The organism is Streptomyces stoeckheimensis (assembly GCF_045822005.1).
In the GTDB taxonomy this organism is placed as follows: Bacteria; Actinomycetota; Actinomycetes; order Streptomycetales; family Streptomycetaceae; genus Streptomyces; species Streptomyces stoeckheimensis.
On sequence record NZ_CP169550.1, the window covers coordinates 5608692 to 5621320 of the forward strand.

Here is a 12629-nt window from a genome sequence, read left to right on the forward strand (position 1 = left end):
CCGACAGGATGGCGGCGAAAATCGCCCCCGGCATACGCCGCAAACATCACCCTTCGTGCATATGTGCGGCAACCAACCTCCCTCACCCCGCGTCTTCCCTCGGGACAAGCCCTAGAGTGGGCCGGAAAACCATTTCGCAGATCAGGCCTGGATCACGTGTGGATCATGCGTGGACCACTCGCCGGAATCGACGACAGCAGGGAGCGCGCGACGTGCGGCCAGTCGGCAGCAAGTACCTGCTCGAGGAGCCGCTCGGGCGCGGCGCCACGGGCACCGTCTGGCGCGCCCGCCAGCGTGAGGCGGCCGGTGCGGAGGCGGCGGTGGCCGGCCACCCCGGCGAGACCGTGGCCATCAAGGTCCTCAAGGAGGAGCTGGCCCAGGACCCCGACATCGTCATGCGCTTCCTGCGCGAACGCTCGGTCCTGCTGCGCCTGACCCACCCCAACATCGTCCGCACCCGCGACCTCGTCGTCGAGGGCGATCTCCTCGCCCTCGTCATGGACCTCATCGACGGCCCGGACCTGCACAAGTACCTGCGCGAGAACGGCCCCTTCAGCCCGGTCGCCGCGAGCCTGCTCACCGCCCAGATCGCGGACGCGCTCGCCGCCAGCCACGCCGACGGCGTGGTCCACCGCGACCTGAAGCCCGCCAACGTCCTCGTCGACGAGCGCGACGGCCAGATGAAGCCGATGCTCACCGACTTCGGCATCGCCCGCCTGGCGGACTCCCCGGGCCTGACGCGCACGCACGAGTTCGTCGGCACTCCGGCCTACGTCGCCCCCGAGTCCGCCGAGGGCCGCCCGCAGACCTCCGCCGTCGACATCTACGGCGCCGGCATCCTGCTCTACGAGCTCCTCACCGGCCGGCCGCCCTTCGCCGGCGGTACCGCGCTGGAGGTCCTGCACCGCCACCTCAGCGAGGAGCCGCAGCGCCCGCCGAACGTGCCCGAGCCGCTGTGGACGGTCATCGAGCGCTGCATGCGCAAGGAGCCCTACGAGCGCCCGAGCGCGGAGACCCTGGCGCGCGGCCTGCGCGTGGTCGCCTCCGGCATCGGCGTGCACTCCACGGCCGCCGAGGTCGAGGCCGCCCTCGGCGTCGGCGCGCTCCTCGCGCCCGACCCCTCGCCCGCGCCGGTGCCCGAGACCCCGGGCGCCGCGGATGCGACGCAGATGCTGCCCGGCCGGCCCGGAGCCTCCCCGATGGGGGCCTACGACCCCAACGCCATGACCAGCGTGATGCCGCCGGTCGGCGCGGCCGACGCCACTTCCGTGCTCCCGAGCACCGGTGCGCCCGGCGCCGACCCGACCTCGGTGATGCCGCCCGTGCAGCGGCCGGACCAGCCGCACCCGTGGCAGTCGCAGATGCAGGCGGCCCGCGACCGCAACGAGCAGACGCAGATGCACTACCTGGACCCGAGCGAGGACCCCCTGCGCCGCCGGCCGCAGCGCCAGGGCCCGCCGCCGCAGCAGCAGTACCAGCAGCCGCAGCGACCCCCGCAGCCGCAACAGCGACCGCAGCAGCCTCCGCAGCAGCAGCCGTACCGGCAGGCCCCGCCGCCGCAGCAGTACCAGCAGCCTCAGCAGTACCAGCAGCAGCAGTACGCGCCGCAGCACTATCAGCCGCAGGGGCAGCACCCCCAGCAGTACCAGCAGCCTCAGGGGCAGCCCCAGTACCGCCAGCCCCAGCCGCCGCCCCAGCAGCAGCCCCCTCAGGGTCCGCCGCCGGGCCGCCAGCCGGAGCGGCGGGAGCCCCGCGCGCCCCGCGAGCCGCGCCGCAGCGCGAACCCGATCAAGATCCCGGGGCTGGGCTGCCTCAAGGGCTGCCTCGTCATGATCGTGCTGTTCTTCGTCGCGGGCTGGCTGATCTGGGAGTTCAGCGGACTCCAGGAGTGGGTCGGCACCGGACGCGGCTGGTGGGACCAGGTGTGGACCTGGGGCTCGGACGCCGTGGACTGGGTCACCACGATCGGCGACGCCGCGGGCGGTACGGGCTCCTGATCCCTTCCCCCCTCGGCCGGGAACGCCGTACCGGCGCAATCCGCTCGAACCGGGCCTTGTACCGGTGACTTCGTGGATTTGTCGACTTCCAGGACGTGATTTCGCCCGCAGAAGTGAAGGTCGCCGCGATCCGTGGACTCCAACACCCACCTGGCCGCGTAGCTTTGGTGCGTACGCCAGCCGCTGAGGGAGCAGTTGTGGCACGGAAGATCGGCAGCCGGTACACCGCGCACCAGATCCTTGGACGCGGCAGCGCGGGCACGGTGTGGCTGGGCGAGGGGCCTGACGGCCCCGTCGCCGTCAAACTGCTGCGCGAGGACCTCGCGTCCGACCAGGAGCTCGTCGGACGGTTCGTCCAGGAGCGCAGCGCGCTCCTGGGCCTGGAGCACCCGCACGTCGTCTGCGTCCGCGACCTCGTCGTGGACGGCAACGACCTCGCCCTCGTCATGGACCTCGTCCGCGGTACGGACCTGCGCACGCGCCTCGACCGCGAGCGGCGGCTCGCCCCCGAGGCGGCCGTCGCCATCGTCGCGGACGTCGCCGACGCGCTGGCCGCGGCGCACGCGGCCGGGGTCGTGCACCGGGACGTGAAGCCGGAGAACGTCCTGCTCGACATGCAGGGCCCGCTCGGACCGGGCGGCGCGCACCCGGCGCTGCTCACCGACTTCGGCGTGGCCAAGCTCATCGACTCGCCGCGGCGCTCCACCGGCGGCCGGGCCTCGGCCCCCACCACCCGGATCATCGGCACGCCCGACTACCTGGCGCCGGAGATCGTGGAGGGGCTGCCGCCGCGCGCGGCCGTGGACATCTACGCCCTGGCCACCGTGCTGTACGAACTGCTCGCCGGTTTCACGCCGTTCGGCGGCGGGCATCCCGGGGCGGTGCTGCGGCGCCACGTGACGGAAACCGTCGTACCGCTGCCCGGCATCCCCGACGAGCTGTGGCAGCTGATGGTCCAGTGCCTGGCGAAGGCCCCCGCCTCGCGGCTGCGGGCCTCCGAGCTCTCCCTGCGGCTGCGGGACCTGCTGCCGCTGCTGGCGGGGATGCCGCCGCTGGACGTGGACGAGCCGGACGAACCGGAGCAGGCGGAGTTCGCGGAACCGGAGGCGGTCGCCGATCCGGTGCGGCGGCGGGGCGTGGTTCCGCTGGTCCCCGGCTCCTCCACGGATTCCAACCGGGACACCCACACCTCGATGCGGGTGCCGGGGCCGGACGAGCTGGCGGGCGGAGCCCTGGGCACGGCGCGGGTCCCGCGCCCTGCGGGCGGGCACCGGCCGGGCTCGGCCCGGCACCGGGCGGAGACCGTCCGCAAGCGGCGGCTCGCGCTGTCCGCTGCCGCGGTGGCGCTGGTCGCGGCGGTCGGAGTCGGCAGCTGGCTGGCCGTCTCCTCCGACTCGGCGCCGCCCCAGGACAACAAGCAGTCGGGCTCGACGACCCCGTAACCGTTGGCGCTGCCGTGCCCCGCGGGGCGAGGTCCCCTACCCGCCCTTCGCCCGTTCCCCGGGGCTGCGCCCCGGACCCGTTACCGCGTGCGGCGCCGTACCCGGGGGCCGGCCCCCGGACCCCCGCTCCTCAAACGCCGGAGGGGCTGGATAAACCCAGCCTCGCCGGCGTTTGAGGCGCGGGGTCTGGGGCGGAGCCCCAGGGGGTCCGGGCGGAGCCCGGGGAACGGTGGAAGGGCGGGTAGGGGACAGCCCCGCAGGGCTCCCCGGCTCCGCCCCCGGGGCCACGGCCCCCCGGGGCCGCCCGGCCACCGCCCCCCCCGGGGGCTTCGGGGCTACGCCCCGGTCAGTTCGGGGTGCCAGCGTCGCGCCACCGCCGGGTGGGCGCGGACCCAGCCCTTCAGCTCGTTGCGGCCGTACTCCGCGTGCAGCGGGTTCGACGCGTCGTGCGCTATCCCCGGCGCCGCCTCCAGGTAGTCGCCCGGGACCGTCTCGATGACGGCGTCCAGGCGCGGGTTGTAGAAGAACGGCACCGAGAACCGCTCCACGCTCCCCGCCGGGCTCACCACACGGTGGTCCGTCGCCGTCAGGTACCCCTCCGTCGCGATCTCCAGCAGCTCGCCCAGGTTGACCACGAAGGCCCCCGGCATCGGGGGGACGTCCAGGAAGGCCCCGTCCCGGACCACCTGGAGCCCGCCCACCGAGTCCTGGAGGAGGAGGGTCAGGAACCCGTAGTCCTTGTGGGCCCCGACCCCCTGGTCGGTGCCCGTCGGGGCGGATCCCGGGTAGCGGATCAGCTTCGTGTGCAGGTGGGGCCGGTCCGCGAAGGCGTCGTCGAAGAAGTCCGCCGGTGCGCCGATCGAGGCGAGCAGCTCCCGGAGCAGGCGGTGGGCCACGGCCGCCAGCCGGGACTGCCACTCCAGCACCGCGTCCCGCAGTTCCGGAAGGGCCGCGGGCCACTGGTTCGGGCCCTCCAGCCACAGGTACGCCGGGTCGTCCGGTCCCACGTCCCGCGCTGCCCGCTCCGCGCCCACGTCGAGCTGGTCGCGCCAGTCGGAGGCGCCGCCGGTCAGCTCGTGCCCGATGCGCGTGTACCCCCGGAAGTGCGGGGAGTTGAGATTGCTCACGGCCAGCCGGTCCGCCTCCGGGAGGGCGAAGAACTCCCTGGTCAGCGTCAGGATGCGGGCGGTCTCGGCGGCAGTGACCCCGTGCCCCACGAGGTGCAGGAAACCGCTGTCCCGGGCGGCCGCGTGCAGGTCCTTGCGGAAGGAATCGCGCAGCGCCGGATCGTCGGCCTGCGAGAGGTCCAGGACCGGGAGGGAGGGGGCCTCGGGCGAAGCGGAGGAGGAGGACGCGGAGGGAGAAGCGGAGGAAGAAGGAGAAGAAGGAGAAGGGTGCGCGGACGGCATGACGGCTCCGTTTCGGGATGTCACGGGGTCCTGTCCCCAGGGGTGGCGGGGGCCGCGGCCGGGGAGGGCCGCCGGCAGGGTTGGCGCCGGGACCGCGAGGCCGCGTACAGGACCAAGTCGGATCGGGGTGGATCAGGCTTGGGGTTGGTCCGGCGGCGGACAGCTCGTCGTCGTGACACGCATGTGGTCCACATGGCGGCGCTTGACGAGGAAGACGGTCATATCGTGAGCGTACGCCCGTCCGACCCGCCATTAGTACGGGTGATTCGGCCTGCCCGGAGAGCGCCCCCCGGGGACCGGCTACGCTGGACCCGTGGCAGTCGTCGATGTTTCCGAAGAGCTGAAGTCCCTCTCCTCGACCATGGGGTCGATCGAGGCCGTCCTGGACCTCGACAAGCTGAGGGCAGAAATCGCCGTGCTCGAGGAGCAGGCCGCCGCGCCGTCCCTGTGGGACGACCCGGAGGCCGCCCAGAAGATCACGAGCAAGCTTTCGCACCTCCAGGCGGAGGTCCGCAAGACCGAGAGCCTGCGAGGGCGCATCGACGACCTCGCGGTGCTGTTCGACCTCGCCCAGGAGATGGACGACGCGGACACCCTCGCCGAGGCGGAGACCGAGCTGATCTCCGTGCGCAAGGCGCTGGACGAGATGGAGGTCCGCACCCTGCTCTCCGGCGAGTACGCCGAGCGCGAGGCGCTGGTCAACATCCGTGCCGAGGCCGGCGGCGTGGACGCCTCCGACTTCGCCGAGCGCCTGCAGCGCATGTACCTGCGCTGGGCCGAGCGGCACGGCTACCCGACCGAGATCTACGAGACCTCGTACGCGGAAGAGGCCGGCATCAAGTCGACCACCTTCGTGGTCAAGGCCCCGTACGCTTACGGCACCCTCTCCGTCGAGCAGGGCACCCACCGCCTCGTCCGGATCTCGCCCTTCGACAACCAGGGCCGCCGCCAGACCTCCTTCGCGGGCGTCGAGGTGCTGCCGGTCGTCGAGACCAGCGACCACGTCGAGATCGACGAGACGGAGCTGCGCGTCGACGTGTACCGCGCCTCGGGCCCCGGCGGCCAGGGCGTCAACACGACCGACTCCGCGGTGCGCATCACGCACCTGCCGACCGGCATCGTGGTCTCGTGCCAGAACGAGCGCTCGCAGATCCAGAACAAGGCCAGCGCGATGAACGTCCTCCAGGCCAAGCTGCTCGAGCGGCGCCGCCAGGAGGAGAAGGACAAGATGGACGCCCTCAAGGACGGCGGAAGCTCCTGGGGCAACCAGATGCGGTCCTACGTCCTGCACCCGTACCAGATGGTCAAGGACCTCCGGACGGAGTTCGAGGTCGGCAACCCGCAGGCGGTGCTCGACGGCGAGATCGACGGCTTCCTGGAGGCCGGCATCCGCTGGCGCAAGCAGCAGGAGCAGACCGCGTAGGCACGTAGAACAGCCGGAAGGGCCCGGACGCCGTGAGGTGTCCGGGCCCTTCCGTTCGTGCTCTTCTGCGTCTGATCGGGACGTGGCGGCTGAGGAAACTACGCCGATTGCAACTACGCCGTCTGCTGAGCCACCAGTGCCAGCGCGGCCACCAGGATCACCAGCAGCGCGACGAGCGCCACCGGGTTGATGCCACCGGAGAAGGGGCCCTCCTGCTGGAGGCGCTCCCGGTTCGCCCGGCACACCCGGCAGCGGCCCTGACTGACGGGTCCGGCGCAGTTCGCGCACACGAGCCGGTCATATGTCATGCGCTCCTCCTCTCGTCCCCTCGGTTACAACGGTTGCGGGAACCGGTCCGTTCCCCCTCCCACTGTGCCAGCTTCGATGACATTCGGCGCGGCCCCTCCGGGCAATCGCGGTCGTGCACCTCTCGGACCAGGGGATATATCGGGCAACTCCGGACGCCGGGTCCACACCTCGCGCCTGTTCGCGTATGGTCACGCACACCTACTCCCGGCGACCGTGGTGCACCCGTGATCCGATTCGACAACGTCTCCAAGTCCTACCCGAAGCAGAGCCGCCCGGCACTCAGAGATGTCTCCCTGGACATTTCGAAGGGCGAGTTCGTCTTCCTGGTCGGCTCCTCCGGCTCCGGCAAGTCCACCTTCATGCGGCTCATCCTGCGCGAGGAGCGGGCGAGCCACGGCCAGGTGCACGTCCTGGGCAAGGACCTCGCCAAGCTCTCCAACTGGAAGGTTCCGCAGATGCGGCGCCAGCTGGGGACCGTATTCCAGGACTTCCGACTCCTGCCCAACAAGTCGGTGGCCGACAACGTGGCCTTCGCCCAGGAGGTCATCGGCAGACCGCGCGGCGAGATCAAGAAGGCCGTTCCCCAGGTTCTGGAGCTCGTCGGCCTCGGCGGCAAAGAGGACCGGATGCCCGGCGAGCTCTCCGGCGGTGAGCAGCAGCGCGTGGCCATCGCCCGTGCCTTCGTCAACCGGCCGGCTCTGCTGATCGCGGACGAGCCCACCGGCAACCTGGACCCCCAGACCTCCGTCGGCATCATGAAGCTGCTGGACCGGATCAACCGGACCGGCACCACCGTGATCATGGCGACCCACGACCAGCAGATCGTCGACCAGATGCGCAAGCGCGTCATCGAACTCGAGCAGGGCCGTCTCGTCCGCGACCAGTCGCGCGGCGTCTACGGCTACCAGCACTGAAAGGCTCCTGAGACGCGATGCGCGCCCAGTTCGTCATGTCGGAGATCGGGGTCGGTCTCCGCCGCAATCTGACCATGACCTTCGCGGTCATCATCTCCGTGTCCCTCTCGCTGGCCCTGTTCGGCGGGTCCCTGCTCATGCGCGACCAGGTGAGCAAGATGAAGGGGTACTGGTACGACAAGGTCAACGTCTCCATCTACCTCTGCAACAAGAGCGACGCCGAGGCGACCAACGGGGCCTCCTGCTCCAAGGGCGCGGTGACCCCGGAGCAGAAGCAGGCCCTGGAGACCGAGCTCAAGGGCATGGACCTCGTCGAGGCCGTCACCTACGAGTCCTCCGACGAGGCCTTCAAGCACTACAAGGAGCAGTTCGGGCACACCGCCCTGGCCGCGTCCATCACCCCGGACCAGATGCCCGAGTCCTTCCGGGTGAAGCTCAAGCAGCCGGAGAAGTACAAGGTCATCACGACCTCCTTCTCCGGGCGCGACGGGGTCCAGTCGGTGGAGGACCAGCGCACCGTGCTGGACAACCTCTTCAGACTCCTCGGCTACCTCAACTGGGCCGCCCTCGGCATCATGCTGATCATGCTGGTCGTGGCCCTGCTGCTGATCGTCAACACGGTGCGCGTCTCGGCCTTCAGCCGTCGGCGCGAAACCGGGATCATGCGCCTGGTGGGCGCCTCCAGCTTCTACATCCAGGTGCCGTTCATCATGGAGGCCGCGTTCGCCGGTCTGATCGGCGCGCTGCTCGCCTGCGGGATGCTCGGCGCGGGCCAGTACTTCGTGATCGACCACGGCGCAGCACTGCGCGACAAGATGGAGCTCATCAACTTCATCGGCTGGGACTCGGTCCTCACGAAGCTGCCGCTCGTCCTGGTCATCGGCGTACTGATGCCCTCGCTGGCCGCCTTCATCGCGTTGCGCAAGTACCTGAAGGTGTGACGAGCGCCCCGCGAGCTGTACGGCCAACCACCCGTACCGCTGCGGGCCTTGTCCTAGACTCGGCGCCATGCTGGGCTTGCCGAGTATTCCCGCCTCCTGTCTCCGGCCCCGCGACGTGCGTCGCGGGGCCGTTTTGACGTTGGTCTTCCTCGCCGCCGTGGGGGCCGGTGCGTGCACCGGGAGCTGGGGCCACTCCGGCCCCGAGCCCTTTGCGGGGCCCGCCGCCCTGTTGGTCGGTACGGAGCCCTCCGCGGCCGTGCCCGGGCCGCGGGCGCCGGCGCAGGCGCACCGCCGGGCGGCCACCGCCGACCGGGACGAGGTGGCCCGCGCGGCCGCCGAGGCCGTCGCCGAGGGCAAGTCCGCCAAGTCGGCGGCCCAGGACGTGGTCAGCCGCAGCGGGGACCGCTGGGCGGCGGTGTACGACCAGGGCGAGTACGAGGCCTTCGCCGACGACCTGGACGGCCAGTGGACGGGCGTGGGCCTGTGGGCCGGGCGGCTGCGCGACGGCCGCATCGAGATCGACCGGGTGCAGCCCGACAGCCCCGCTGCGCGGGCCGGGATGCGGGCCGGGGACCGGCTGCTCAGCATCGACGGGCAGGGCGTGACCGGGCTCAAGGTGGCCGAGGTGGTGGCCCTGCTGCGCGGCGAGGCCGGCACCCCCGTGGAGCTGAAGCTGACCCGCGGCGGGGCCGACGTCACGGAGACCGTGCGGCGCGAGAAGCTGCGCAGCGAGTCCGTGACGGTACGGGAGCTGCCCGGCGGGATCACGGTCATCAAGGTCGCCTCCTTCACCCGGGGTTCCGGCGACCGGGTGCGCTCCGCGGTCCGCGCGGCCCCGGCCGGCGGCGGGGTCATGCTCGACCTGCGCGGCAACACCGGCGGCCTGGTCACCGAGGCCGTGACGGCCGCCTCCGCCTTCCTGGACGGCGGGCTGGTGGCGACGTACGACGTGCGCGGTGCACAGCGCGCCCTCTACGCGACCCCGGGCGGCGATACGGCCCGGCCGCTGGTGGCGCTGATCGACGGCGGCACGATGAGCGCGGCCGAACTGGTCACCGGAGCCCTCCAGGACCGCGGCCGCGCGGTGGCGGTCGGCACCCGCACCTTCGGCAAGGGCTCGGTGCAGATGCCGACGGAGCTGCCGGACGGCTCGGTGGCGGAGCTGACGGTGGGGACGTACCGCACTCCGGCGGGCCGCAGCCTGGACGGCGCGGGCATCACCCCGGACCTGGCCGCGGCGGACCGGGTCGAGGAACGGGCCCGCACGGTATTGAGTGGCATCGGAGTGGGTCCGTAGTGCGAAAATGACCGCACTATGGCTAAGGAAACAGGGCGCAAGCTGATCGCCCAGAACAAGAAGGCGCGGCACGACTACACGATCATCGACACCTACGAGTGCGGCCTCGTGCTCACGGGTACCGAGGTCAAGTCCCTGCGTCAGGGCCGTGCCTCGCTGGTGGACGGCTTCGTGTCGGTGGAGAGCGGCGAGGCCTGGCTCTACAACGTGCACGTGCCGGAGTACAGCCAGGGCACCTGGACCAACCACAGCGCGCGCCGCAAGCGCAAGCTCCTCCTGCACCGCGAGGAGATCGACAAGCTGGACTCGAAGACGGGGGAGACCGGCAACACGATCGTGCCGCTCGCCCTGTACTTCAAGGACGGCCGGGCGAAGATCGAGATCGCGCTGGCGAAGGGCAAGAAGGAGTACGACAAGCGGCAGGCGCTGCGCGAGAAGCAGGACACGCGCGAGACGAACCGGGTGATCTCGGCCGTGAAGCGCAAGGAGCGCGGCCAGCTTTAATGTCCTGGCACGCGGTGGTCCACTTCGCGTACCATGGCGTCAGCACCACGCGCTTGCGGGTGGTGCCGGTCGGTCGGAACGCATGGAGAGCGCCGGCGGATCTCATAACTGAACAGCGTGAAACATGGGGATGATCGGTTTCGACAGCGGATGTCGATGTAGGGGAAGCGAGCCGAGAAAGCGGCAATGATCTCGTTAACCATATGTCGCAAACAATAATCGCCAACTCCAAGAGCGATAACTCCCGCTTCACCCTCGCTGCCTAATAACAGTGAGCTGAAGCCTCTGTGAGGAGCGTCAGCCCGGAAGTGGTCCCGGTCCGGATCCTGGCGTCAATTAGGGATCTAAACCTCTAACTCCGGTCACGGGGGATAGAGGGAAATCAAACAGTGACTGAGCCCGTCGGAGACTTGTCCGTGTGATCTCCGGGGCCGAGAAAAGCGCAGCGGAATGCGCTCGGAGAAGCCCTACTTCTGCACCGTTGGACGCGGGTTCGATTCCCGCCATCTCCACAACCCCCATGTTGGGTGAAGGCCCCGCGGCCGTCAGGCTGCGGGGCCTTTGTCGTGCCCTGTCAGTAGTGGTAGCGGGCCTTGAGGATCTTCACTTCCTTCTCGTCCGCCCGGTAGACGAGCCGGTGTTCGTCGTCGATCCGGCGGGACCAGTAGCCCGAGAGCTCGCCCTTCAGGGGTTCGGGTTTGCCGATCCCGCCGAACGGGTCCCGCTGGATCTCGCCGATCAGGCGGGTGATCCTGCGGGCCGTCTTCCGGTCCGATGCAAGCCGGAAGAGGAAATCGTCCCAGGCCGCCGGGTCGAAGCGGACGCTCCTCACTCCTCGCCCCCGGCCATCTCCTTCAGCTCGTCCAGTGTCCTGGCGACGGTGGCCGCACCCTCGCGGTCGCGGGCCACGGCTTCCGTCAGGCGCTTCGCGTTCTCCGGCGAGCGGAGGAGGTAGACGGTCTCCTGCCAGGAGTCGTAGTCGTCTGCGGCCATGAGGACGGCGTCGCCGCTCTTGGACGTGATGCGCACCGGAGTGTGGTCGGTGTTGACGCGCTCGATGAGCGGGAACAGGGTCGCTCGGGCCTCGCTGGCGCTTATGGACATGGCGTCACTCCATTCTCGACGGTACCTGACTACCGTACCGGTCTCGTACGGAAAACTGGTACGAGTCGCCCGCTGCCCAGGGGGAGGGCCAATAGGGCTGCCGCCGCCGGGAGGGCGTACGGGGCGGTCGTGCCGAGGTGGTCGATCGCGGAGCCGGCGGTCGCCGAGCCCAGCGCGATGCCCGCGAAGATCGCGGTGACGGCCAGGGTCATTCCTTCGTTGAGCCGGCCCGACGGGATCACGGCGTGGATCCGGGACATCGCGGTGACCATGACCGGGGCCGTGGCCATGCCGGCCGTGAGCAGGGCCGCCGCGAGGGCCGGGACCGAGCCGGTGGCCGCCGCGGCCCAGGGCAGTGCCATCGCCCCGGCCAGGACGGCCAGGCAGGCCGGCAGTCCGCGCGGGCGCAGGGTGCCGTAGAGCAGGCCGGCCAGGCAGGAGCCGGCCGCCTGAAGGGCGATGACCGGGCCCGAGAGCGCGCCGAGGCCGTGGCCGCCGAGGTGGGCGACGGAGGTGATCTCCAGCGAGCCGAACATCGTGCCCAGGACGAAGAAGAGGGGGAGGAGACGTCCCAGGGCCCGCAGCGGGGACTTGCCGCGGACCGGGACCGCCGCCGGGGGCTCCGTGGCGCGGTGGGCCGTGAAGACCAGCATCCCGGTCAGGAGCAGCGCGGCGCCGGCGAGCGTGCCCGCTTCCGGGAAGACGGTGGTGCACAGGAACGCGGCGACCACCGGTCCGAGCATGAACGCCAGCTCGTCCGCGGCCTGTTCGAAGGACATCGCGGTGTGGTGCGCCGCGGGGTCGCCCTTCAGCAGGTGCGTCCAGCGGGCGCGGGACATGCCGCCGATGTTGGGGGTGGTCGCGGTGGCGGCGTAGGAGGCGAAGAGGGTCCAGGCGGGGGCCTCGGTACGGACGCACGCGACGAGCGAGAGCGAGCCGAGTACGGCGATCAGGGTGGCGGGTACGGCGACGCGGGCCTGCCCGTGCCGGTCGACCAGCCGGGCCGTCCAGGGGGCCACGACCGCGGTGGCCGCCAGACCGGCCGCGACGACCCCGCCGGCGAGGGCGTACGAGCCGCGCTGGCCGGCGATCATCATGACGGCGCTGATCCCGAACATGCCCATGGGAAGCCGGGCGATGAGGTTCCCGGTGGTGAAGCCGCGCGTACCGGGGAGCGCGAAGAGCCGGCGGTACGGGCCCGGGGCGCGGGTCGGCCGCGACGCCGCCCGGGCCGGCCGCGCCGGGGCGGCGGCGAGCACCAGCGTGGTGCCGGTGACGGCCATGAGCGG

General features: G+C 71.2%; 12 protein-coding genes and 1 other RNA gene. 8 read left to right on the forward strand and 5 right to left on the reverse strand.

Annotation, left to right across the window (positions count from 1 at the left end; translation table 11 throughout):
- Positions 1-212 precede the first annotated feature (212 nt).
- Both ACE1OC_RS25400 and ACE1OC_RS25405 read left to right on the forward strand, forming a co-directional pair.
- A complete protein-coding gene (locus ACE1OC_RS25400) occupies positions 213-1997 on the forward strand; it encodes a serine/threonine-protein kinase (protein ID WP_407838957.1) in 1785 nt (594 codons plus the stop codon).
- Positions 1998-2194: 197 nt separating this feature from the next.
- Entirely contained in the window at positions 2195-3439 is a 1245-nt protein-coding gene (locus tag ACE1OC_RS25405) for a serine/threonine-protein kinase (protein ID WP_407838958.1), read from the forward strand.
- Positions 3440-3774: 335 nt separating this feature from the next.
- On the opposite strand, the gene ACE1OC_RS25410 is transcribed toward ACE1OC_RS25405, so the two are convergent.
- Entirely contained in the window at positions 3775-4848 is a 1074-nt protein-coding gene (locus tag ACE1OC_RS25410) for an isopenicillin N synthase family dioxygenase (RefSeq protein ID WP_407838959.1), read from the reverse strand.
- 313 nt (positions 4849-5161) lie between these two features.
- Between ACE1OC_RS25410 and prfB the strand changes: the two genes are divergently transcribed.
- Complete coding sequence (gene prfB / locus ACE1OC_RS25415; RefSeq protein WP_407838960.1) at positions 5162-6271, forward strand: peptide chain release factor 2; 1110 nt, start codon at positions 5162-5164, stop codon at positions 6269-6271.
- 113 nt (positions 6272-6384) lie between these two features.
- On the opposite strand, the gene ACE1OC_RS25420 is transcribed toward prfB, so the two are convergent.
- On the reverse strand, positions 6385-6579 hold the full coding sequence (locus ACE1OC_RS25420; RefSeq protein WP_407838961.1) for a hypothetical protein: 195 nt from the start codon (positions 6577-6579) through the stop codon (positions 6385-6387).
- A gap of 225 nt (positions 6580-6804) precedes the next feature.
- On the opposite strand from ACE1OC_RS25420, the gene ftsE reads away from it, so the two are divergent.
- The 5 genes from ftsE (at position 6805) to ssrA (ending at position 10751) form a co-directional block, all read left to right on the forward strand.
- Entirely contained in the window at positions 6805-7494 is a 690-nt protein-coding gene (gene ftsE / locus ACE1OC_RS25425) for a cell division ATP-binding protein FtsE (protein WP_250741064.1), read from the forward strand.
- Positions 7495-7511: 17 nt separating this feature from the next.
- Positions 7512-8435, forward strand: a complete 924-nt coding sequence (gene ftsX, locus ACE1OC_RS25430) for a permease-like cell division protein FtsX (RefSeq protein WP_250741071.1) — start codon at positions 7512-7514, stop codon at positions 8433-8435.
- 67 nt (positions 8436-8502) lie between these two features.
- Positions 8503-9732 carry a S41 family peptidase gene (locus ACE1OC_RS25435; RefSeq protein WP_407838962.1) on the forward strand — a complete coding sequence of 410 codons (1230 nt, stop codon included), beginning with the start codon at positions 8503-8505 and terminating at the stop codon, positions 9730-9732.
- Positions 9733-9750: 18 nt separating this feature from the next.
- Complete coding sequence (smpB, locus tag ACE1OC_RS25440; protein WP_250741074.1) at positions 9751-10236, forward strand: SsrA-binding protein SmpB; 486 nt, start codon at positions 9751-9753, stop codon at positions 10234-10236.
- Between the two features lie 126 nt (positions 10237-10362).
- Positions 10363-10751: a transfer-messenger RNA gene (gene ssrA, locus ACE1OC_RS25445) on the forward strand.
- A gap of 59 nt (positions 10752-10810) precedes the next feature.
- Here the strand turns inward: ssrA and ACE1OC_RS25450 are convergent.
- The 3 genes from ACE1OC_RS25450 to ACE1OC_RS25460 are packed head-to-tail and all read right to left on the reverse strand — an operon-like array spanning position 10811 to position 12623.
- Complete coding sequence (locus ACE1OC_RS25450) at positions 10811-11068, reverse strand: Txe/YoeB family addiction module toxin (protein WP_388505344.1); 258 nt, start codon at positions 11066-11068, stop codon at positions 10811-10813.
- A complete protein-coding gene (locus ACE1OC_RS25455) occupies positions 11065-11340 on the reverse strand; it encodes a type II toxin-antitoxin system Phd/YefM family antitoxin (protein WP_407838963.1) in 276 nt (91 codons plus the stop codon). Before ACE1OC_RS25455 ends, ACE1OC_RS25450 begins: the two co-directional genes overlap by 4 nt.
- Before the next feature lie 29 nt (positions 11341-11369).
- A complete protein-coding gene (locus tag ACE1OC_RS25460; protein ID WP_407841678.1) occupies positions 11370-12623 on the reverse strand; it encodes an MFS transporter in 1254 nt (417 codons plus the stop codon).
- Positions 12624-12629: the final 6 nt, after the last annotated feature.